18 protein-coding genes are annotated in these 18,367 nt (G+C 61.0%); 4 read left to right on the plus strand and 14 right to left on the minus strand.

The genetic code is table 11. The features are described from left to right. Positions 1-472 precede the first annotated feature (472 nt). From DXD16_RS08740 to DXD16_RS08750, 3 genes are all read left to right on the plus strand, one after another. Positions 473-838 carry a helix-turn-helix transcriptional regulator gene (locus DXD16_RS08740; protein ID WP_055252065.1) on the plus strand — a complete coding sequence of 122 codons (366 nt, stop codon included), beginning with the start codon at positions 473-475 and terminating at the stop codon, positions 836-838. Between the two features lie 63 nt (positions 839-901). Beyond that, positions 902-1,120: a cation transporter gene (locus tag DXD16_RS08745; RefSeq protein ID WP_089572082.1), complete on the plus strand. Its 219-nt coding sequence runs from the start codon at positions 902-904 to the stop codon at positions 1,118-1,120. Between the two features lie 99 nt (positions 1,121-1,219). Beyond that, positions 1,220-3,172, plus strand: coding sequence for a heavy metal translocating P-type ATPase (locus DXD16_RS08750; RefSeq protein ID WP_199408198.1), 1,953 nt, complete (start codon positions 1,220-1,222; stop codon positions 3,170-3,172). Between the two features lie 225 nt (positions 3,173-3,397). Here the strand turns inward: DXD16_RS08750 and DXD16_RS08755 are convergent, their stop codons facing one another. The 9 genes from DXD16_RS08755 to DXD16_RS08795 form a co-directional block, all read right to left on the minus strand. After that, complete coding sequence (locus DXD16_RS08755; protein WP_117639714.1) at positions 3,398-3,775, minus strand: metal-dependent transcriptional regulator; 378 nt, start codon at positions 3,773-3,775, stop codon at positions 3,398-3,400. A 208-nt stretch (positions 3,776-3,983) separates the two neighbouring features. After that, entirely contained in the window at positions 3,984-4,754 is a 771-nt protein-coding gene (locus DXD16_RS08760) for a Cof-type HAD-IIB family hydrolase (protein WP_117655830.1), read from the minus strand. 6 nt (positions 4,755-4,760) lie between these two features. Next, positions 4,761-6,620: an ABC-F family ATP-binding cassette domain-containing protein gene (locus tag DXD16_RS08765; protein ID WP_117655831.1), complete on the minus strand. Its 1,860-nt coding sequence runs from the start codon at positions 6,618-6,620 to the stop codon at positions 4,761-4,763. 203 nt (positions 6,621-6,823) lie between these two features. Next, a complete protein-coding gene (gene pstB, locus DXD16_RS08770) occupies positions 6,824-7,699 on the minus strand; it encodes a phosphate ABC transporter ATP-binding protein PstB (protein WP_117564461.1) in 876 nt (291 codons plus the stop codon). After that, positions 7,696-8,622 carry a phosphate ABC transporter permease PstA gene (pstA, locus tag DXD16_RS08775; RefSeq protein WP_117564462.1) on the minus strand — a complete coding sequence of 309 codons (927 nt, stop codon included), beginning with the start codon at positions 8,620-8,622 and terminating at the stop codon, positions 7,696-7,698. Before pstA ends, pstB begins: the two co-directional genes overlap by 4 nt. Continuing rightward, complete coding sequence (gene pstC, locus DXD16_RS08780) at positions 8,615-9,523, minus strand: phosphate ABC transporter permease subunit PstC (RefSeq protein WP_117629066.1); 909 nt, start codon at positions 9,521-9,523, stop codon at positions 8,615-8,617. The genes pstA and pstC overlap by 8 nt, the downstream gene beginning before the upstream one ends. 24 nt (positions 9,524-9,547) lie before the next feature. Next, entirely contained in the window at positions 9,548-10,486 is a 939-nt protein-coding gene (locus DXD16_RS08785; protein WP_117655832.1) for a phosphate ABC transporter substrate-binding protein, read from the minus strand. 319 nt (positions 10,487-10,805) lie between these two features. Continuing rightward, positions 10,806-12,242, minus strand: a complete 1,437-nt coding sequence (locus DXD16_RS08790) for a M20 family metallopeptidase (protein WP_089572097.1) — start codon at positions 12,240-12,242, stop codon at positions 10,806-10,808. Positions 12,243-12,296: 54 nt separating this feature from the next. After that, positions 12,297-12,959, minus strand: a complete 663-nt coding sequence (locus tag DXD16_RS08795; protein ID WP_089572099.1) for an HAD hydrolase-like protein — start codon at positions 12,957-12,959, stop codon at positions 12,297-12,299. A 156-nt stretch (positions 12,960-13,115) separates the two neighbouring features. On the opposite strand from DXD16_RS08795, the gene DXD16_RS08800 reads away from it, so the two are divergent. Further along, a complete protein-coding gene (locus DXD16_RS08800; RefSeq protein WP_089572101.1) occupies positions 13,116-13,976 on the plus strand; it encodes a DegV family protein in 861 nt (286 codons plus the stop codon). A 93-nt stretch (positions 13,977-14,069) separates the two neighbouring features. Here DXD16_RS08800 and DXD16_RS08805 read toward each other — a convergent pair whose 3' ends face one another. The 5 genes from DXD16_RS08805 to DXD16_RS08825 all read right to left on the minus strand — a co-directional run bounded on the left by DXD16_RS08805 (position 14,070) and on the right by DXD16_RS08825 (position 18,160). After that, a complete protein-coding gene (locus tag DXD16_RS08805) occupies positions 14,070-14,378 on the minus strand; it encodes a type II toxin-antitoxin system YafQ family toxin (RefSeq protein WP_055250871.1) in 309 nt (102 codons plus the stop codon). A gap of 2 nt (positions 14,379-14,380) precedes the next feature. Beyond that, complete coding sequence (locus tag DXD16_RS08810; protein ID WP_055250873.1) at positions 14,381-14,680, minus strand: type II toxin-antitoxin system RelB/DinJ family antitoxin; 300 nt, start codon at positions 14,678-14,680, stop codon at positions 14,381-14,383. 113 nt (positions 14,681-14,793) lie between these two features. After that, on the minus strand, positions 14,794-15,552 hold the full coding sequence (locus DXD16_RS08815) for a TIGR00730 family Rossman fold protein (RefSeq protein WP_117655833.1): 759 nt from the start codon (positions 15,550-15,552) through the stop codon (positions 14,794-14,796). A gap of 213 nt (positions 15,553-15,765) precedes the next feature. Then, positions 15,766-16,905 carry a tRNA guanosine(34) transglycosylase Tgt gene (tgt, locus tag DXD16_RS08820; protein ID WP_055250876.1) on the minus strand — a complete coding sequence of 380 codons (1,140 nt, stop codon included), beginning with the start codon at positions 16,903-16,905 and terminating at the stop codon, positions 15,766-15,768. A 454-nt stretch (positions 16,906-17,359) separates the two neighbouring features. Beyond that, positions 17,360-18,160: an SDR family NAD(P)-dependent oxidoreductase gene (locus tag DXD16_RS08825; RefSeq protein WP_006235414.1), complete on the minus strand. Its 801-nt coding sequence runs from the start codon at positions 18,158-18,160 to the stop codon at positions 17,360-17,362. Between the last annotated feature and the right edge of the window lie 207 nt (positions 18,161-18,367).

Genomic DNA, 18,367 nt, shown 5'->3' on the forward strand with positions numbered 1-18,367 from the left:
TACTCCAACGACGAATTCTAGGCGGTGTCCCCTCCCTTTCAAGAAAGGGCGGAGGCGGGGCATTCCCCGCCTCTTACACCACATCTCTGCGCGCTACCATGTCCACCTACATTTTTCGACTTATTCGGCCACCGATGTGCCAGATTGGCTGCAGCAATGCTCAATATAACTTTAGATAAAACTGATTCTGCAGGAACTCCCGTAGAGGAAGAACTGATTCTCGCGGTATTCAACACGATAAAGTACAAATATGAACAGTTCTAATGCTTCTCAAGGTGGCTTTCTTAGCATGCTGGCCGAACATCTCAAAATATGTTGGCGAGCATTGCGTCGATGTCTCCCAACCCGCAGAAAATCGCAGAGGCGGCAAGCAGTCATCGAAATTAACGTAAATTGTATTGACATATGAACATGCGCTCATATAATCGGAAGTAAGTTATATGAGCGCATGTTCATATGAAAGGATGTTGCAATGAGCAGCCACGCTGATGAAACAAAGACTGGCATCGAGGCCACCGAGCCGATCGTCCCCACCACCTGCTCGCCCGAGGACCTTCCCGACGAGGAGCTGTTGTACGACCTGGCCGACCTGTTCAAGGTCTTCAGCGACACCACACGCATCAAGATCCTCTATGCCCTCATGGGCCGCGAGCTCTGCGTGGCTGACATCGCCGAAGCGACCGCAACCTCGCAGTCGGCAGTATCGCACCAGCTGCGCACGCTTAAGCAGTCGCACCTGGTCAAGTTCCGCCGCGACGGCCGCAACATTCTCTACTCGCTCGCCGACGATCACGTCTACACCATGCTTAACCAGGGCATGAGCCATATCTGCGAATAGCAATCAACCACGGTATCAGCGCGGCCGGCACCCAGACCGCTAACACAGGGAAAGGAACCCACCATGAAAAAGCAGTTTAAGCTCGACGAGATCGATTGCGCCAACTGCGCGCGCGAGCTTCAGGACGAACTTGCCAAGCTCGAGGGCGTCAAGTCCGTTTCGGTCAACTTTATGACCCAGAAGCTGACGCTCGAGGCCGACGACGCCAAGTTCGACGAGGTCCTGGACCGCGTCGTTGAGTTCACCGCCGACGCCGAGCCGGACTGCGAGATCATTCTCTAACCCGCGCATACGTTGACCTGCGAGGCCGCGCTTGCCGCGGCCTTTGCTCGCGAAATTATATGAGCGAGTGTTCATAAACTCAAATGAGAGGTTTGAATCATGACAGCCGCCGATCCCAAAAAGAAAAAGAAGAAGCGCAAGAAGAAAGAGTCCCTTGAGCATAAGCGCAACCGCATCCTGGTAGCACTGGGCATTTTTGCCGTTGTTTATGCCCTCGACGAGCTCGGCGCCCTCGCTATCGCATTTGGGGAGCCCGGCAACATCTACGCCAGCTTTGTGCTGTTTCTCGTGCCGTTTTTGATTGCCGGCTACGACGTACTGCAAAAGGCATTCAATAACATCCGCCGCGGCAAGGCCTTCGACGAGAGCTTCCTCATGGCCGTCGCGACCATCGGCGCGTTTGCCATGGTGCTCTTCCCCGACACCGACCCGCACATGGCCGAAGGCGCCGCTGTCATGCTGTTCTACCAGGTCGGCGAGTTGTTCCAGGCATACGCCGTGGGCAAGAGCCGCAAGTCGATCAGTGCCATGATGGACATCGCGCCCGACTACGCTAACGTCGAGCAAGCCGACGGCACACTCGAACAGGTCTTTCCCGATGACATCGCCGTCGGCACCGTGATCGTGGTCAAGCCCGGCGAGCGCGTGCCTATCGACGGCGTCATCGTCGAGGGCGAAACCCAGCTCGACACCGCCGCACTCACGGGCGAGTCGGTCCCCCGCCCGGCCAAGACCGGCGACGATATCATCAGCGGTTGCATCAACATGACGGGCCTCATCCACGTGCGCACCACCAAGCCCTTTGGCGAGTCAACCGTCGCGCGTGTTCTGGAGCTCGTGGAGAATGCCAGCGAAAAGAAGGCGCGCACCGAGAACTTCATCACGCGCTTTGCCCGCGTCTACACCCCCGCCGTCACTGGCGCTGCCGCGGTGCTCGCGCTTGGCGGCGGCCTGGTGACTGGCGCTTGGTCCGATTGGATCCTGCGCGGCCTGACCTTCCTGGTCGTCAGCTGCCCGTGCGCCCTCGTGATCAGCGTGCCGTTGAGTTTCTTTGGCGGCATCGGCGGCGCGTCCAAGCTGGGCGTTCTCATCAAGGGCTCCAACTACCTCGAGACGCTCGCCGACGTGGACACCATCGTCTTCGACAAAACGGGCACCCTCACCAACGGCACGTTCTCAGTCGTCGCGGTGCACCCCGAGGCTGGCTATACCGAGCAGTCGCTGCTCGAAGTCGTAGCCCTTGCTGAGTCGTTCTCCGATCACCCCATCGCGCAGTCCGTGCGCGACGCCTACCAGGGCGAGGTCGACCCCAAGCGCGTGAGCGACTCCGCCAACGACGCGGGCCACGGCGTGACGGCAACCATCGACGGCAAGCACGTCGTCGTTGGCAACGCCAAGATGCTCGGCGCGGCCGGCGTTGAAGCACCGGACTGCGAGGTTGTCGGCACGATCCTCCACGTGCTCGTTGACGGCGTGTACGCCGGCCACATCGTGATTGCAGACACCGTTAAGGCCGATGCGGAGCAAACGATTCGCGACCTGCATGCCGCCGGTATCAACCGCACCGTCATGCTCACGGGCGACCGCGAGGAGGTTGCAGCGTCTGTGGCCAAGCAACTCGGTCTCGACGAGTTCCACGCGCAGCTCCTGCCGGGCGACAAGGTCGAGCGCGTTGAGGCACTACTCGCGGCCGAAAGTGGCAAGGGCAAGCTCGCCTTTGTCGGCGACGGTATCAACGACGCGCCTGTGCTTACGCGCGCCGATGTGGGCATTGCCATGGGCGCCATGGGCTCCGACGCCGCGATCGAGGCCGCCGACGTGGTACTGATGGACGACAAGCCGTCCAACATTTCCCGCGCGATCCGCGTGGCGCGCAAGACCATGACGATTGTTTGGCAGAACATCATCTTTGCGCTGGGCATTAAGCTGCTGATTCTGGTGCTTGCGGCACTGGGCATCGCCAATATGTGGCTTGCCGTCTTTGGCGACGTAGGCGTGGCGATCATCGCTATCCTGAACGCCATGCGCGCGATGGGTGTCAAGAACCTGTAGCGCCTGTGGTCCCTCCGGCCGGGACCGGGCTTGGTTTTTGAAAACGTCCTCGACCAATGAAGCGCCCCCGTTCTGCTCCTTCGGAGCTACGAACGGGGGCGCTTCTGGTCTGCGGAGTGTTTTCAAAAACCAAGCCCGGCCCCGGCCTGCGGTGACGTTGCTGGCGGTTCTAGGGCATCGCTTGCTGGCGGGGTTCCTTGTCTGAGTTGGACTTAGTTGGCGGGGCTATTGATCCCGGTCGCTACCCCGTCTCAGCATCGATCTTAGCTTCTCGAAGCTCTCCTCGCTCAGGCAGTGCTCCATGTGACATCCCTCTTGCGACGCGACCTCGGGCGTTACGCCTGCGTCCTCTAGCAGACCTACAAAAAAGCAGTGGCGCTCCCACATTTGACGGGCAACCTCAAGACCGCGTTCCGTCAGATGCACGTCGCGTTTGCCCATCTCCACGTAGCCGGTGCTCTCCAAGGCCGCCATGGCTTTAGAGACGCTTGCTTTGGTTACGCCCAAGTATTCGGCAACGTCGATCGAGCGCACGATGCCCTGACGTTCCGATAGGACGTAGATCGATTCGAGATAGTCTTCTCCGGATTCACGTAGGGCCATGGGCCGCCTTTCGCGATGATTGCTAGTTAGCCTTTGGATACTTTCCTTGGCTTACTTTACCGCAAAAGTTGACCATGTCTTACTGCATTGACCAAAAAGTTAGCCGCGTTTCACAAAACGTGCGAGATGAAAACAAAATGGGAACGCCCCGCAAGGAGTGTCCCCAGCTGCCGGCAGATAAGGAGCGTCCCCAAGTGCCGGGTCGCAGCTACACGAGGCCAAAGTGCTTCGCGGCGTTGTAGATGCCGTCGTCGTCTACGGCGGTCGTCACGTAGGTCGCTGCGGCCTTCACGGTATCCTGCGCGTTGCCCATGGCCACACTTGTGCCCACGGCCGAGAACATCGACAGGTCGTTCTCGCCGTCGCCAAAGGCGATCGCCTCGCTCGCGTCGACACCCAGGCGCTCCAGCGTCGCTGCCACGCCCAGGTCCTTGCCGCCGTTAGCGGGAATAATGTCGCAGAACAGGTCGCACCAGCGCGTAGTGAGCGAATGCGACACCGCATCGGTCACGATATGCTCGTCGGCAGGATCCACAAAGGCGCAAAACTGGTAGACCGGCGCTTCAAAGGCGTGCTCAAACGGCTCCTCGTGGTAGACGATCCCCGCGTTGTTGCCGGCCGTCACCACGCGCTCGGACAGGCGGTTCACAAACGAGTTCTCGCCCTGCATGCACAGCGAGTCGTAGCGCCCCTCGGCCACCTGGTCCACAATCACCGCAACGTCGTCCGGATCGATCGGGCAGCTACGGTAAACGCCCTCGGCATCAAAACAGTGCTGGCCCGAAAGCGTAATGTACGCATCCCAACCAAGATCGAACAGCCAATCGGGCATCTGGTAGGTCGGGCGACCCGTGGCGATCACGCACGCAATCCCCTGCTCGTGAAAGCTGTCGAGCACCTGCTGCGCCGACGCCGGAATCCGGTGCGTCTCAAAGCTCAGCAGCGTGCCGTCGATATCAAAAAACGCGGCCTTGATCATCCTCGCCTACTCCTCGCCCTCGAGCTTTTCACTCGCCTCGAGCCACGCCATCTCCAGCTCGTCCATGGCGGCGTGGGCCTCGTCGATCTTTGCCTGCTGCTCGCCCAGCGCCGTGTAGTTGGTGGGATCGACCTGGGCCATGGCGGCCTCGGCCTCCTCCACGCGAGCGCGCTGCGTTTCCATCTTGCGCTCGAGCGAGCTCACCTCACGACGGAGCTTTTGGCGCTCGGCATTGGAAAGGCCGTTGGGCTGACCGCTCGACTTGGGCTTTTCGGCCGCAGCCGCCGCGGCACCGGTGTCGAACGTACCGGTCTTGGCGCTCGGTGCACCCACGGGCTCGCCCTCGGCGGTGGCGTTGCACAGGCGCAGGTACTGGTCGACGCCGCCGGGCATATGCGTCAGGTGGCCGTCGAGCAGCGCCCACTGCTGGTCGGTCACGCGCTCCATCAAAAAGCGGTCGTGCGTCACCAGAATCAGCGTGCCGGGCCAGCCGTCCAGCAAGTCCTCGACAATCGCCAGCATGTCGGTATCCAGGTCGTTGCCGGGCTCGTCCAGGATGAGCACGTTGGGCTCGTCCAGGATCGTCAGCAGCAGCGACAGGCGACGGCGCTGGCCGCCCGAAAGATCGCCGATGCGGCTCCAGAGCTGCTGCGTCGTAAAGCCCAGACGCTCGCAGAGCTTCTCGGGTGAAGTCTCCTTGCCGTCAATGACGTAGTACTTCTTATAGTGGCTGAGCACCTCGCGGATCGTGTCGCCCATGTAGGGTTCGAGCTCCTCGAGCTGCTGCGACAGCACGCCAAAGCGCACCGTCTGGCCGATCTTCACGCGGCCGCGCAGGGGCGCGATCTTGCCCTGGATCACGTCGAGCAAAGTCGACTTGCCGGCGCCGTTCTCGCCCAAAAGACCATAGCGGTCGCCCGCACCAATGAGCCAGGTCACGTCGTTGAGCACCTGCTTGGGCGCGCCATCGGTATCCGCATAGCCGGCGTCCACGTCGACCACATCGATAACCTGCTTGCCCAGGCGGCTCACGGCCAGGCGCTTGAGCTCCAGCTCGTCACGCACGGGCGGCACGTCGGCGATCAGCTCGCGAGCGGCATCCACGCGAAACTTGGGCTTGGTGGAGCGCGCCTGGGCACCGCGGCTCAGCCACGCGAGCTCCTTACGTGCCATGTTGCGACGGCGCTCCTCGGTAACCGCGGCCATGCGGTCGCGTTCCACGCGCTGCAGGATATATGCCGAATAGCCGCCCTCGAAGGGATCGACCTGGCCGTCGTGAACCTCCCACATGCTGGTGCAGACCTCGTCCAAGAACCAGCGATCGTGCGTGACCACGAGCATCGCGCCCTGACCGCGCTGCCAGCGGGCCTTTAAGTGACGCGCAAGCCAGTTGATGGTGCGCATGTCCAGATGGTTGGTGGGCTCATCGAGCATGAGCACGTCATAGTCGCCGATCAGCAGGCGCGCGAGGTCCACGCGGCGGCGCTGACCGCCCGAGAGCTCGCCTACCATGCCCTCCCAGGGCACATCGCTAATGAGGCCGGCGAGGATCTGGCGCGTACGGGGGCTCGACGCCCACTCGTACTCGGGGGCGTCACCCACAACGGCATGATGCACGGTATCGGTATCGACAAGCTGGTCCTTTTGGCCGAGCAGGCCGATCGTGATGCCGCGGCGGTGCGTCACGCGTCCGTCATCGGGCTCCAGCGTGCCGGCGAGCACGCTCAGCAGCGTCGACTTGCCGTCGCCGTTTTTACCGACAATACCAATGCGGTCGCCCTCGCCCACGCCGAGCGTCACGCTATCGAAAATATGCTTGGTGGGAAACTCTAGGCTGACGGAATCGCATCCCAAAAGAATCGCCATATGCCCTGCTCCTTCGTAGAAATTCAACGTTCTCCATGATAGCGAAAACCACCACAAAGGGGACGGGCGCCTTCGTGGTGGTTTTGGGCAAGCGCACCAGCACACGACACAAAAAGGCGGGCCATCTCCCGCAAGAGATGACCCGCCTCTCCAATCAGTCCCGCGGCAACCGTGGCCGCCGCGGGCCTCAAGCATGTCCCGGACTAGGAGAACATGCCGGTGAGGTAATCATTCAGCCGCTTATCCTTGGGCCGTTGGAAAATCTCGTCGGTCTCGTCGTACTCGACCATATCGCCCATGTAGAAAAACGCCGTGCGGTTGGACACGCGCGACGCCTGCTCCATGTTGTGCGTCACGATGACGATGGCGCGGTCGGCCACGATCGACGACATGAGGTCCTCGATCGCCAGCGTCGAGATGGGGTCGAGCGCCGAGCAGGGCTCGTCAAACAGGATTACGTCGGGGTTGAGCGCCAGCGTGCGCGCAATGCACAGACGCTGCTGCTGACCGCCCGAAAGCGCGTAGGCGCTCTTGTCGAGCTTGTCTTTGACCTCGTCCCACAGCGCGGCACCGCGCAGACTTTCCTCGACCATGCGGTCGAGCTCGTCACGGTCGGTGATGCCGTGGCGCTTGGGCGCAAAGGTGATGTTGTCGCGAATGGACTTGCGGAAGGGGTTTGGCTGCTGGAACACCATGCCGATGGAGCGACGCAGCTCGTACGTGTTCTCGGTCTTGGTGTTCACGTTGCGCCCGCGGTAGTTGATCTCGCCCTCCACGCGACAGCGGCGAATCTCGCGATTCATCAGGTTGAGGCTACGCAAGAAGGTCGACTTGCCGCAGCCCGAAGGCCCGATGAGCGCCGTGATCTCACCCTTGTGGAAGTCGAGCGACGTATTGTGCAGCGCATGGTGGTCGCCATAGTACACGTTGACGTCCTTGGCGGAGAGCACGACCTCGTCGCTCACGGCCTTGCCGCTCACGCGCACGCGCCTCTCGCTCTCCCCCACGCTCGACAGAAAGTCCTGGGGGGTGTCGGACGTGGCCGCCTCGGTTGCGGGCGTTGCATTCATATCGCTCATTCGGCCGTCATCTTCCTTGCCAGTTGCTTGCCCACGATACGGGCGACTACGTTAAACAGCAGCACGCAAATCATCAGCAGTGCCGCGGTGCCCCAGACGATCTGCTGGGCCTCGGGGCTGCCCTCGCCATAGATCTTGTAGATGTGCACGGCCAGCGACTCGCCGGGACGGAACACGTTCCAGGCGCAGGTGGGGCTCGACAGGTTAAAGCTCAAGAAGTTGAGGCGGACCGGCGAGCTCATGCCCGAGGTAAAGAGCAGCGCCGCGGCCTCGCCAAACACGCGGCCGGCCGAAAGCACGATGCCGGTCACGATGGCGGGCATGGCCTCGGGAATCAGGATGTGCAGTGTGGCCTCCCAGCGAGTGAGGCCCATGGCCAGGCACGCATCGCGCTGGGCCTGCGGCACGTCCTCGAGCGCCTGCTGAATCACGCGCACCAGGATGGGGATGTTGAACATGGTGAGCGCGACGGCGCCGGAGATGATGGAGTACTTCCAGCCCAGCTGCACCGAGAACACCAGAAAGCCGAACATGCCGACGACGATGGAGGGCAGCGAAGACAACGTCTCGATGGCGGTCGAGGCGATGTCGCGAATGGGACCGTCGGGCGCGTATTCAACTAGGAAGACCGCGCCGCCCAGGCTGATGGGCACCGAGATGATCAGGGTAATCAGCAGCAGATAGAACGAGTCGAACAGCTGGTAGAGCACGCCGCCCTGCGTTCCGTTGGCGCGTGCGGGCTGCGTGAGAAAGCCCGGCTGGAACAGCGTCGAGATACCCTCGAACAGGATGTAGGCCACCATGGAGACGACGATAAGCATGACGATGGCGACAATTGCCGTCAGCACGCCCGTGGCGATACGGTCTTGCCTTTGGACACGCCCGAGTCTCGCCTCGTCGATATGGATGCGCGTGCTAGCCACGAGCCTTCGCCCCCTTGCGGCCAATGAGATGGATGATCAGGATAAAGATGAGGCTCATGCCCATCAGCAGCAGGCCGAGCGCCCACAGGATGTCGTCCTGGGCCGAGCCCTCGGCATAGACCGCCATGGACGTGGTGAGCGTGGTGGTGATGGTAGACGCCGGCGACAGCAGCGACGTCGGCATGGCCTCGATGCCGCCAATGACCATGCGCACGGCGAGCGTCTCGCCAAAGGCGCGGGTCATGCCAAGGATGACTGCGGTCATGAGCGAGGGCATGGCGGACTTGAGCACCACGTGCCAGATGGTCTGCCAGCGGGTGTAGCCCAGCGCGAGCGAACCCTGGCGGTAGCTATCGGGCACGGCGCGCAGGCCATCGACCGAAAGCGTAGTCATCGTCGGCAGAATCATGACTGCCAGCACGATAGCGCCGGGCAAGATACCCAGACCCGTGCTCACGTGGAAAACGCTCTTCATAAGGCCGACGACCACGTGAAAACCGATCAGGCCAAAGACGACCGAGGGAATACCGGTCAAAAGCTCAATGAGCGGCTGAAAAACCTTGGAGCCAAACTTAGGCTGAATCTCGACCGCAAAGATGGCAGAGCCGATGGCGATGGGCAGTGCGATGAGCGTGGAGAGCACCATGACCGCAAACGAGGTGACGATCAGGGGCAGGGCGCCAGTGTAGGGCAGGCCGTTTTCGGCCGTGTTGGCCAGGTCCCACTTGGTACCGATAAAAAACTCGACGATCGAGACGCCGTCCTTGAAAAAAGCCGAGAGGCCCTTTTGGGCGACCATAAAGATGAGCGCGGCAACGACAAGCGTCACGAGCGCTACGCACGCACCCGTGACGCCCAGGCCCACGTTCTCAAGCTCGCGCTTTGGCAGCTGTTTTGCCATTGCAAACCTTTCCGGGGCGATTGCTTATTTAGCAGAGACCTTACCGCTGGCGTCCTTGACGACCTTCATGGCAGAGACGGGGATAAAGCCCTGCTCCTCGACGAGTTTGCCCTGGACGTCGTCGGAAAGCATGAACTCCAGGAAGGCCTTGGTGGCCTCGTCGGCGTCCTTCGCGCAGTACATGTGCTCGGTAGCCCAGATCTTGAAGGAGTCGTCGGTGACGTTTGCGCTCTTGGGCTCCACGCCCTCGACCTTGATGGCGTTGAACTTGGAGTCGTCGAAGTGCGAGAAGTCGAGGTAGGAGATGGCATTGTCGGTGCTGCCCATCTGAGTCTGGACGTCGCCGGACTTGTCGAGCTCGGCGTCGCCCTTAAAGTCGACGGCCTCGTCGCCAAAGACGGCGGCCTCGAAGGTGGCGCGGGTGCCGGAGCCTGCCTTGCGGTTGAGGACGACGATCTTGGCGTCGTCACCGCCGACCTCCTTCCAGTTGGTGATCTGGCCGGAGAAGATGCCCTTGAGCTGCTCGAGGGACAGATCATCGACCTTGACGTTCTTGGAGACGACAGGGCCCATGCCCACGACGGCGACCTCGTGATCGACGAGGCTCTTGACCTGATCGGCCTCGAGCTTGGTCTCGGCGAAGACGTCGGAGTTACCGATAGTAACGGTGCCGGCGGCAACAGCGGTCAGGCCCTTGCCCGAACCGTTGCCCGAACCGGAGACGGAGACGTCGGGATTGGCATCCATAAACTTCTCGGCAGCAGCCTCGACGAGAGCCTGGAACGAGGAGGCGCCGTCGTAGGTCACCTCGCCGGAGACGGACTCGGCAGCAGCGGCGCTGCCCTCAGCAGCGGTGTTGGCGGCGTTGGAGCCGCCGCAACCAACGAGACCGAGACCGACGATACTGGCAAGACCACCAGCGAGGCCGAGGAACTGACGACGAGAATAAGCCTGATCGAGCATGATCTTCCTTTCATACAAGCGACTCGCGGGCACCCTGCCCGCTTTGCTGTTTGGAAAGATACGGTCTCGATCGGGCAGCGCCCGCGTCAGCTGCGCTTTATTACGGGCATCTGATAGACCCTTACCGCAAGCGCGGCTCGGCTTTACAAACGAATAACAAACCCGCCACCAAGCATGACCCGCCTTTTACACCAATAAAAACAAAGTTGCGGTGAAATAGTTCCTGCTTGGCCATCAAATGGCCCATTCTAGGAACTATTCCACCGCAACTTAAAAAGCCCGGACGAAAGGCGTGCTAAGTTGTTAAAACGCCGCAGCCTTAAAGCTCAAGCTCGTTCAAACGTAAGATCGCCACGATATAAATCTTGAGCGCCTGCTTGAGCTGTTCCTCGTTGGCGCACTCGTTGGGACCGTGCATCTGGCCGCCCCACTCGGGCAGCTCCAGACCGGTCTCCTCGGGGCCAAACGAGACGGCGCGGGCAAAGTTGCGCGCGTACGTGCCGCCGCCCATGGCAAAGGGCTCAGCATGCTTGCCCGTAAACTCGTTATAGGTATCAATAAGCGCCTTCACGGCCGGATCGTCGGCAGAGACCGAGAACGGCACCTTCGCACGACCCACACGGCACGTCACGCCAAAACGGCCCACGAGCGGATCGAGCTGCTCGCGGATGGTATCGGCACTCGTGCTGTCGGGGAAGCGCACGTCGATGACCTGCTCAATATGGCCATCCGCCACGCGGATGACGCCAGCGTTGCAGGTAAGCGGGCCAAACGCCGGACTCGTCGCATCGATACCCAGGCCGCGACCATAGGCGTCCGCATGCACAAAGGCCAGGAACTTGACGAACTCGTGCTCGGCAGGCGTCAGCAGGCGCTCGTCGCGTGCACCAAACGCGTCCTCGGCCTCGCGCAGATACGCCACGATCAGCCCGACGGCGTTGATCGTTCCCTCTGGCATCGAGGCATGACCGCCAATGCCGTGGGCGAAAATCTGCGCATGCCCGTTATCGAGCGCCGTGATCTCCAGGCGGTCGCCGTTCTCGACCGGCGCCGGCAGCTCATCGGCGGCAATCGCAAGCTCGCAGATAGACTGCGACGGAATGGCGTTGCTCGCCTCGGCACCGCTCCAGGACACAATGCGCCCGCCGTCGATCTTGGAGCTCACAAATGTCGCCCCAAACTGGCCCTTCTCGGCATTACAGACCGGGAACTCGGCATCGGGCGTAAACAGAAAGTCGGGGTTCGCGTGGTTCTCCAGATAATGGTGAACGTCGGACATGCCCACTTCCTCATCGCAGCCCAGCAGTGCGCGGAAGGTGTAGCGCGGAACAATGCCGTGCTTGAGCAGATAGGCGCCGGCGTAGAGCGACAGCACCGCCGGACCCTTGTCGTCGATAACGCCGCGGCCGAGCAGCCAGCCCTCGCGACGCTCCATCGCAAACGGGTCGGTGTTCCAGCCCGGGCCGGCGGGCACCACGTCCACGTGGCAGATGGTCGCGAGCTGCTTGTCGCCGCGGCCAGGAATATCGGCAATGCCCACATAGCCCTCGTCGTCGCTCGTCTGATAGCCGAGCTTCTGCGCGATGCCGAGCGCACAGTCGAGCGCGTCACGGACCGGGCGGCCAAACGGCGCGCCGGGCTCTGCATCGGCAGAAACTGCCACGGACGGATAGCTCACCAGCTGCTCGATATCGGCGACGACATCTTCCCAGACCTCGTCGACATACTCAGCGACGCTCTGCTCCACCTGATTCATAGACTGCCTCCTTACCAATGAGCGGCAAGCGTACCCGCCCCTCACATTTAGTTCCTAGATAGAGAAAAGTTTAGCAAGCTCGGCCACCGAGTGCACCACTGCATCGGCACCCGCCGCCTCATGCTCACCCGGCGCCGCCGCGCCCGAATAGATGCCGATGCACGGCACGCCCATCGCGTGCGCACCCTCGACGTCGTTAAAGCGATCGCCGATCATCACGGCATCGTCCGCCGTCGCGCCGAGCGCCGCCAGGGCATCGCGAACCGAATCGGCCTTGGTCTCGCGCCCCTGCGGCGGATTCATGCCAACCACGGCTTCGAACTGAGAAAGACCAAGCTCATGCACCATGTCGATGCATTTGGCCTCCATGCGTGACGTCGCCACGGCCATACGCTTGCCCCGGGCGGCCAACTCATCCAGCAGCTCGGGAATCCCATCGAACACGGGGTACTCCTCCGGTCCCAGCTCATCAAAAAAGGCGCGGTACTCGTCGGCCACCACAAGCGACTCCTCGCGGGAAAAGCCGTAAAAGTCGTGAAAGCTCTTCCACAGGGGCGGCCCGATCATGCGGCGCAGATCACCCATCTGCGTCTCCGAAAACCCGCGCGCAGCCAGCGTCTTGCGCGTCGAGGTCATCACTGCCCGACCCGTATCGGCCACCGTGCCGTCAAAATCGAACAGCACAACCGGCCGCTCGCAAAGTTGCAATGCCGCCATCGGCACCCTTCTTCCCCAGTTGATGATTTCCACACCACCGCTTCAAACTGTTGACTATTCAACAATTGAACCTAGCAATGTAGAGCAACTCCACTATACTTGTCGCACCTTGCTTTCAGAAGGCGGCGCTGCCGCGCCCCAACGAAAGGTGCAATTATGTCTTTTGCCATCATAACCGACTCCACGTCGGACATCTCCCCCGCCCGCGCCCAAGAGCTCGGCATTTACGTGATTCCGCTGCATGTGATTATCGAGGGCGAGGACCTGCTCGACCAGGTGCAGATTACCGCCGAGGAGTACGTCGCCCGCATGGCCGGCTCCGAGCAGCTGCCGCACACCTCGCAGCCGAGCGCCGGCGAGTTCAAGGCACTCTTCGACCGCGTACGCGCCGACGGCCACGATAGCGCGATCTTTATCTCGCTATGCAGCGAGTGGTCCGCCTGCTATGCCAACGCATGCCTGACGGCCGAAACCCACGAGCTCGACGTGCGCTGCATCGATTCGCGCACCGGCTCGGGCGCCGAGGGCCTGCTGGTGGAGTACGCGCTGGCCATGCGCGAGGACGGCCGCAGCCTGGACGAGACCGAGGCGCAGATCCGCGCGACCCTGCCCGCCGCCCACCTGTTGCTGATTCCGCGCACGCTCGAGAACCTCGTTAAGAACGGCCGCGCGCCCAAGCTCGCCGGCCAGTTGACGCAGATGCTCAACATTCGCCTGGCCGTTTCGCCGGAGTGGAAATCGGGCGAGATCAAGGCCGTCAAAAAGGGCCGCGGCGCCAAGCGCATCGTTGCCAACACCATGACCGATTGCCTCGCATTTTTGGCCGAGCATCCGGGCTCCAGCGTGCGCGTACTCACGACCGGCGCCGCTGAGGAGCAAAAGCTCGTCAGCCAAGCGCTCGCAGGCCGGGACTACGTGGACGCCGGCACCGGCCCCATCGGCTGCACCATCGCCACCCATGTAGGCGTCGACGCCATCGCCATCAGCTACTGCCCTCGTTACCAGCCCATCCACTAGGGGCACCTTTACCACTTGCGGTGGAATAGGAACTGTTTTTGGCTTATCAGCCGCAAATCAATCCCTATTCCACCGCAACTTAGAAATCGGCGATCAGCCCAGCGGACCCTGAAACAGTTCCTGATGAGTGCCCATTCTCACCAGCCTAATCACTGGGTTAGTCTTATGGGGAAGATAAAGAACGACCACATCGACCAAGCCATCGGATAGGTGGAAATCGATGTGGCCGTTGTAGTTTCCGCCCGGGTTTGAGAGCTCGTGGGCGCCATACTCCGCCGGAAGTGACCCATGAGCCACAAGCTCTGCAACCGCCGCTTTAAACTCACTTTTTAGCTGCGGATGCATGCGCATCGTTCGTTTGTAGTCCACCTTAAATTGAGCCTCGACTTTAATCTCGAACATCGCTATTCCTCATCGAGGAATGACATAAGCTCATCAGCGTTATTGAATGACAGGCTATCGTCCGGCAAAATCCCCAGCTCATGAGCCTCGGCGATCACCATGGCGCGCCTCGTCACCTCGTTGGGCACCTCCGCCCTTCCTACAATCTCAAAAGGAATCTTTCGCTGATTTACCAGCTGCCGAACAGCAAGATTGAGATAGGAATTGAGGCTGAGGCCGACCGAATCCAAGAACTCAGTCGCCTGCTCCTTGAGCCCCTCTTCGATTCGAACCGTCGTAGGCTTAACTGTTGCTGTAGACATTTGCGACCTCCTCGCCCTCGTCTTTTACACCAGTATACCCAATACGCATGGCAATCTGATGTTAGATAACATCAGATTGCCATGCGTATTCATGTCGCGTGGGCACGATTGATCTACATCAGCCCGCTGAGCGCAATGTCAACGGCCTCGTTGAGGTCGTCGATAATGTGTACCAGATCCGGATCGAGCGGGCTAATCATACCGGTGCTCATCACCGGGCCGTTGAGCCAGTCGAACAGGCCCTGCCAGTACTCGCTGCCCACCAACACGAGCGGCATGCGCTTGACCTTGTGCGTTTGCACCAGCGTGAGAACCTCGAACATCTCGTCGAGCGTGCCAAAGCCGCCGGGAAATACGATGGCGCCCGAGCTGTACTTAACGAACATGGTTTTGCGCACAAAGAAGTAGCGGAAGTCCATGCCGAGGTTCACGTATTTGTTGAGCCCGTGCTCGTGCGGCAATTCAATGCCTAGGCCAACTGACTTGCCGTTGACACTCGCCGCTCCCCTGTTGGCCGCTTCCATGATGCCAGGGCCGCCACCGGTGATGACCGCCACGCCACGTTGCGCGATCTTGCGCCCGACGGTGCGCGCCGCCTTGTAGAGCGGATCGGTCTTGGGCGTGCGGGCGCTACCGAAGATAGTCACCGCAGGTCCAAGCTCGGCAAGTGCGCCAAAGCCATCGACAAACTCTGCCTGAATTCGCAGCACGCGCCAGGGGTCGGCGTGCAGCCAGTCAGTCGACTCCTCGGGCGCCAGCAGGTTGGCGTAGGTGTTGTCCTTAGGAATCATGGGGCCGCGCATGACCACGGGGCCGCGGCGGTACGTCTCGTCGTAGGCAGGCTCGCCCTCGACGTTCTCATTCTTAATCATGGGTACTCCTATCGAGAAAAAGAAAAACGGGCGAGGTCGACGCCATGCGTCAAACACCCGCCCGAACATCAACTATTCGGTATGGTACCCACGATGCATCAAGCACTTACAAGCTATCGGCCAGCGGTCGCGCAGCCGGTGTCAGCGAATGTGACGACCGGCTGGCGCTCGACCATTGCCGTTGCCCACGCTCTGCAAGCGTGTCTGTCGCCCTTAGTAATCCACCGCGGCAGGACTATTCATCCAATCGCTCACGAATGCGCCGTAGCGGCCCTCGATAATGGCCTGGCGGGCACGCTGCATAAGGTTGAGCAGGTAGTAGATATTGTGCATCGAAAGCAAAATGCCGCCGAGCATCTCCTTCTGCGTGACCATGTGGCGAATGAGCGCGCGGCTGTAGCCGCCCGTGCACACCGGGCAGGTGCAGGTGGGGTCGATGGGGCCGTCGTCGTGCGCAAAGCGCGCGTTACGGAAGTTAAGGCGACCTTCACTGGAGAACGCCGTACCCATGCGACCGGTGCGCGTCGGCAGCACACAGTCGAACATGTCGATGCCCACGCCCACGCCGCGTACGAGCGTGGTGGGGTTGCCGACACCCATCAGGTAGCGCGGCTTATGCTTGGGCATGTACTCACTCACGAGCGGCGCCAGGGTCTCGAACATGGTCTCGTGATCCTCGCCCACCGAATAGCCACCGATACCATAGCCCGGGAAGTCGCCGCACTCCTCCAGATGGCGCAGCGAACGCAGGCGCAGATCCAGGTGCATGCCGCCCTGAACGATGCCAAAGAGCGCCTGGTCATCGCGGGTATGCGCCTTATAGCAGCGCTCGGCCCACATGCTCGACAGCTCAACGGCGCGCTCAACGTAGGCGCGCGTGGCGGGATAGCCCGGGCACTGGTCGAGCTGCATGCAGATATCGGAGCCGAGTTTCATGGCGATTTCCATGTTGTCCTCGGGCGTCCAAAACACGTGGCGGCCGTCGTAATCGTTGACGATAAAGCGCACGCCCTCATCGGTGAGCTTGACGGCATCGTTGTGGCTGAAGACCTGGAAACCGCCCGAGTCGGTGAGGATGGGGCCGTGCCAGTTCATGAACTTGTGCAGGCCGCCCAGCTCGGCGATGGTATCCTCGCCGGGACGCATGGACAGATGATAGGTATTGGCGAGCACGATCTGGGCGCCGAGCTTCTTGACAGTCTCGGTAGGAATGCCCTTGACGTTTGCCTTGGTGCCCACGGGCATAAAGATCGGCGTCTCGATGTCGCCGTGCGGGGTGTGCAGCACGCCGGCGCGCGCGTGCGTCGTCGGATCCTCGGCAATCAGGTCGAATTTAAAAAGGTTCTGGTCCATAAACTGGAACTCCTTGGTTGCGGTTCATACGCAAACCATTATACGGGCAACCCGCAAGAAGCACCGACTCGACAGAAACTGGTGCGAGGAGGATACGGCAGGGACACGGCAAATGAGCGTGGATTTTTGGACGCTTACCGGATGAGCGTGGATAATCTCCCACTTTTGCCCAAAGCACAGCCCAAAAACGGGAGATTATCCACTTTCATTCTGCGGGCACTCATTTAAGTACGTCCCCGATGAGTGGAGCTATTTACCAGCCACGGCAACGCCGATATTTTGGCAACGCCGATGTTTTGACAACGTCAGCGAGCGGTCACCAGGGCGAACAAATTGGCATGAAAAGAGGGCGGCATTGACCTTCTGGTCATGCCGCCCTCTTTGAATGACAAGTTGTCGCCCTGGTGACCGCGCAGCGTCGACCCGTTACGCGGTTTGGTAAAACCGCGTAACCCTACGGACGCTGGCCCATGCCACCCTCGAGGGTGACGGTCTCGCCGTTCATATACTTAAAGTCGGGACCGCAGAGCTGAACGACAACGCGGCCGATTTCCTTCTCGACGTCGCCGTAGTGACCCGCCGGCGGCATGTGGACGTTGGCCTTGAACGCCTCGGGATAGGCATCCTGGAAGTTCTCGAGCGCGGCGGTCCAAGCAAGCGGGCAAACGATATTGACGTTAATGCCGTCCTTGCCCCACTCGTTGGCAGCGACGCGGGTCAGACCGCGGATGCCCTCCTTGGCAGCGGCGTAGCTGCACTGGCCATAGTTGCCAAACAGGCCGGCGCCCGAAGCAAAGTTGACCACGGAGCCCTTGGTCTCCTTCAGGTGCGGGTAGGCCTTCTGCATGTACAGGTAGGTGGCATACAGACCGGAGTAAATGGCGAGGTTGAACTGGTCCATGGTGTGATCGGCGATCGTCACGCCCGAAGCGCTGGCCTGAGCATTGTTGACGACGGCGTCGATGCGGCCGAACTCCTCAATGGCCTTGTCGATGACGTTCTGGACGACGGCCTCGTTGTCCTGACCAGCCGAGACATCGGCCTGAACAGGCAGAACCTTGACGCCGTACTCGGCCTCGAGGGATTCCTTGGCAGCCTCGAGCTTGGCAACGTTGCGGCCGGTAATGACGAGGTTTGCGCCCTCCTTGGCAAAAGCGATATCGATACCGTAACCGATGGAGCCAGCGGAGCCGTCCTTGAGCGTGGCCTTGCCGCCGCCGGTGACGATCACGGTCTTACCAGTGAAAAGTCCCATATAAAGTCCTTTCAAATCGCGACGGGCCTGCCCGTCGACTGCGCGCATCCAACTTCACGCGCCAAAAGCTGAAATGCAACTTTAGCGGGTTCAAGTGAAAAATAAAGCCCATGGCAGGCGAACGGCGCAACGTCTTTCGGCGAAGGGAATGTCAAGTACAAACTGGATAAAGTGGCCGAGTTTTTGCTATCGACGCGAGCCATCGAA

Source organism: Collinsella sp. TF11-5AC, assembly GCF_003436775.1.
Taxonomy (GTDB): Bacteria; Actinomycetota; Coriobacteriia; order Coriobacteriales; family Coriobacteriaceae; genus Collinsella.

Excerpts from the sequence above, each read along its gene's own strand:
- DXD16_RS08805 (WP_055250871.1), bottom strand. The coding sequence starts at position 14,378 with ATGTTCGAGATTAAAGTCGAGGCTCAATTTAAGGTGGACTACAAACGA.
- DXD16_RS08755 (WP_117639714.1), bottom strand. The coding sequence starts at position 3,775 with ATGGCCCTACGTGAATCCGGAGAAGACTATCTCGAATCGATCTACGTC.
- DXD16_RS08785 (WP_117655832.1), bottom strand. The coding sequence starts at position 10,486 with ATGCTCGATCAGGCTTATTCTCGTCGTCAGTTCCTCGGCCTCGCTGGT.
- DXD16_RS08745 (WP_089572082.1), top strand. The coding sequence starts at position 902 with ATGAAAAAGCAGTTTAAGCTCGACGAGATCGATTGCGCCAACTGCGCG.
- DXD16_RS08815 (WP_117655833.1), bottom strand. The coding sequence starts at position 15,552 with ATGATTAAGAATGAGAACGTCGAGGGCGAGCCTGCCTACGACGAGACG.
- tgt (WP_055250876.1), bottom strand. The coding sequence starts at position 16,905 with ATGGACCAGAACCTTTTTAAATTCGACCTGATTGCCGAGGATCCGACG.
- DXD16_RS08750 (WP_199408198.1), top strand. The coding sequence starts at position 1,220 with ATGACAGCCGCCGATCCCAAAAAGAAAAAGAAGAAGCGCAAGAAGAAA.
- DXD16_RS08760 (WP_117655830.1), bottom strand. The coding sequence starts at position 4,754 with ATGATCAAGGCCGCGTTTTTTGATATCGACGGCACGCTGCTGAGCTTT.
- DXD16_RS08810 (WP_055250873.1), bottom strand. The coding sequence starts at position 14,680 with ATGTCTACAGCAACAGTTAAGCCTACGACGGTTCGAATCGAAGAGGGG.
- DXD16_RS08800 (WP_089572101.1), top strand. The coding sequence starts at position 13,116 with ATGTCTTTTGCCATCATAACCGACTCCACGTCGGACATCTCCCCCGCC.
- pstB (WP_117564461.1), bottom strand. The coding sequence starts at position 7,699 with ATGAGCGATATGAATGCAACGCCCGCAACCGAGGCGGCCACGTCCGAC.
- DXD16_RS08740 (WP_055252065.1), top strand. The coding sequence starts at position 473 with ATGAGCAGCCACGCTGATGAAACAAAGACTGGCATCGAGGCCACCGAG.
- DXD16_RS08795 (WP_089572099.1), bottom strand. The coding sequence starts at position 12,959 with ATGGCGGCATTGCAACTTTGCGAGCGGCCGGTTGTGCTGTTCGATTTT.
- DXD16_RS08790 (WP_089572097.1), bottom strand. The coding sequence starts at position 12,242 with ATGAATCAGGTGGAGCAGAGCGTCGCTGAGTATGTCGACGAGGTCTGG.
- DXD16_RS08765 (WP_117655831.1), bottom strand. The coding sequence starts at position 6,620 with ATGGCGATTCTTTTGGGATGCGATTCCGTCAGCCTAGAGTTTCCCACC.
- pstC (WP_117629066.1), bottom strand. The coding sequence starts at position 9,523 with ATGGCAAAACAGCTGCCAAAGCGCGAGCTTGAGAACGTGGGCCTGGGC.
- DXD16_RS08825 (WP_006235414.1), bottom strand. The coding sequence starts at position 18,160 with ATGGGACTTTTCACTGGTAAGACCGTGATCGTCACCGGCGGCGGCAAG.